The organism is Streptococcus sp. M334, assembly GCF_000187745.1.
In the GTDB taxonomy this organism is placed as follows: Bacteria; Bacillota; Bacilli; order Lactobacillales; family Streptococcaceae; genus Streptococcus.
In genome coordinates this window covers 1-2,500 of the sequence record NZ_GL732500.1, presented here as the reverse complement: position 1 = coordinate 2,500, position 2,500 = coordinate 1, and the positions used below count along the sequence as shown (strand labels likewise).

Below are 2,500 nucleotides of genomic sequence, written 5' to 3'. Positions count from 1 at the left end.
TGATATAGATATTCAATTTTCAATGTGCATTACTTGGTGATCTCTCACCAATGGAGCCTAGCGGGATCGAACCGCTGACCTCCTGCGTGCAAAGCAGGCGCTCTCCCAGCTGAGCTAAGGCCCCACAAGACCTCTCAAGACTAAACAAGACCAATGCGCAGTTCCTTATCCTTAGAAAGGAGGTGATCCAGCCGCACCTTCCGATACGGCTACCTTGTTACGACTTCACCCCAATCATCTATCCCACCTTAGGCGGCTGGCTCCTTACGGTTACCTCACCGACTTCGGGTGTTACAAACTCTCGTGGTGTGACGGGCGGTGTGTACAAGGCCCGGGAACGTATTCACCGCGGCGTGCTGATCCGCGATTACTAGCGATTCCGACTTCATGTAGGCGAGTTGCAGCCTACAATCCGAACTGAGACTGGCTTTAAGAGATTAGCTTACCGTCACCGGCTTGCGACTCGTTGTACCAGCCATTGTAGCACGTGTGTAGCCCAGGTCATAAGGGGCATGATGATTTGACGTCATCCCCACCTTCCTCCGGTTTATTACCGGCAGTCTCGCTAGAGTGCCCAACTGAATGATGGCAACTAACAATAGGGGTTGCGCTCGTTGCGGGACTTAACCCAACATCTCACGACACGAGCTGACGACAACCATGCACCACCTGTCACCTCTGTCCCGAAGGAAAACTCTATCTCTAGAGCGGTCAGAGGGATGTCAAGACCTGGTAAGGTTCTTCGCGTTGCTTCGAATTAAACCACATGCTCCACCGCTTGTGCGGGCCCCCGTCAATTCCTTTGAGTTTCAACCTTGCGGTCGTACTCCCCAGGCGGAGTGCTTAATGCGTTAGCTACGGCACTAAACCCCGGAAAGGGTCTAACACCTAGCACTCATCGTTTACGGCGTGGACTACCAGGGTATCTAATCCTGTTTGCTCCCCACGCTTTCGAGCCTCAGCGTCAGTTACAAGCCAGAGAGCCGCTTTCGCCACCGGTGTTCCTCCATATATCTACGCATTTCACCGCTACACATGGAATTCCACTCTCCCCTCTTGCACTCAAGTTAAACAGTTTCCAAAGCGTACTATGGTTAAGCCACAGCCTTTAACTTCAGACTTATCTAACCGCCTGCGCTCGCTTTACGCCCAATAAATCCGGACAACGCTCGGGACCTACGTATTACCGCGGCTGCTGGCACGTAGTTAGCCGTCCCTTTCTGGTAAGATACCGTCACAGTGTGAACTTTCCACTCTCACACTCGTTCTTCTCTTACAACAGAGCTTTACGATCCGAAAACCTTCTTCACTCACGCGGCGTTGCTCGGTCAGACTTCCGTCCATTGCCGAAGATTCCCTACTGCTGCCTCCCGTAGGAGTCTGGGCCGTGTCTCAGTCCCAGTGTGGCCGATCACCCTCTCAGGTCGGCTATGTATCGTCGCCTTGGTAAGCCGTTACCCCACCAACTAGCTAATACAACGCAGGTCCATCTGGTAGTGATGCAATTGCACCTTTTAAGCAAATGTCATGCAACATCTACTCTTATGCGGTATTAGCTATCGTTTCCAATAGTTATCCCCCGCTACCAGGCAGGTTACCTACGCGTTACTCACCCGTTCGCAACTCATCCAGAGAAGCAAGCTCCTCCTTCAGCGTTCTACTTGCATGTATTAGGCACGCCGCCAGCGTTCGTCCTGAGCCAGGATCAAACTCTCATTAAAAGTTTGAGTTCTCACTCATTTCTGTCACTGACAGATTTATTGTTTTTTCATTGTTCAGTACTACAACAGTTGTTGTAGTGCCCTGCACATTGGTTCGTCTTGTTCAGTTTTCAAAGGTCTTTGTCACTCGCTTCTCTCAAGCGACAACTATATTAGTATATCACAGTCGCTTTCGCTTGTCAACACTTTTTTGAAACTTTTTTTAATTTTTTCAATCAGTATTTCATCTGCAACATACCATAGTCCGTACGGGATTCGAACCCGTGTTACCGCCGTGAAAAGGCGGTGTCTTAACCCCTTGACCAACGGACCTGAGTTGGTGTTTTCAACTCTTACTATTATACCGACTTTTTAAACTTTGTCAACACCTTTTTTAAACTTTTTTTCATTTTTTTTACATGCTAACTTCTCAAAGTAACTTCCACTTGCCCAACCGAAGTGGAAATTAGTCTAAAACGGATTTTTATGGTGGAATTAAGTATGAGACGTTTGAGTTAGAAATGAGGCCCACTATGACAAAACATAAACACCTTACCCTTTCAGACCGTAATGATATCCAATTAGGCTTAGAGTGCGGTGAAACCTTCAAAGCTATTGGCCAACTTATTCTAAAAGACCCGACTACTGTTTCTAAAGAAGTCAAGCGAAACAAACAAGTCCGAGAGTCTACCTCTAATAACCTTCCCTGCCCTCTACTCGCTAAAGCTCCCTTTGTCTGTAATGGATGCCCTAAAAGAAGACAAAATTGTGGCTATCAGAAAGTCTTCTATCTAGCTAAA

General features: G+C 48.0%; 1 protein-coding gene, 2 tRNA genes and 1 rRNA gene. 1 reads left to right on the top strand and 3 read right to left on the bottom strand.

All coding sequences use genetic code 11. From position 1 onward, the window contains the following. Window positions 1-51: 51 nt before the first annotated feature. The 3 genes from HMPREF0851_RS15065 to HMPREF0851_RS15055 all read right to left on the bottom strand — a co-directional run bounded on the left by HMPREF0851_RS15065 (window position 52) and on the right by HMPREF0851_RS15055 (window position 2,033). Window positions 52-124: transfer RNA gene (locus HMPREF0851_RS15065), tRNA-Ala, on the bottom strand. A gap of 51 nt (window positions 125-175) precedes the next feature. Continuing rightward, window positions 176-1,721, bottom strand: a 16S ribosomal RNA gene (locus HMPREF0851_RS15060). Between the two features lie 240 nt (window positions 1,722-1,961). Next, a tRNA-Glu gene (locus HMPREF0851_RS15055) sits at window positions 1,962-2,033 on the bottom strand. A gap of 200 nt (window positions 2,034-2,233) precedes the next feature. Between HMPREF0851_RS15055 and HMPREF0851_RS15050 the strand changes: the two genes are divergently transcribed. After that, the coding region (locus HMPREF0851_RS15050) for a helix-turn-helix domain-containing protein (protein WP_000160540.1) at window positions 2,234-2,500 on the top strand (267 nt) is incomplete at its 3' end.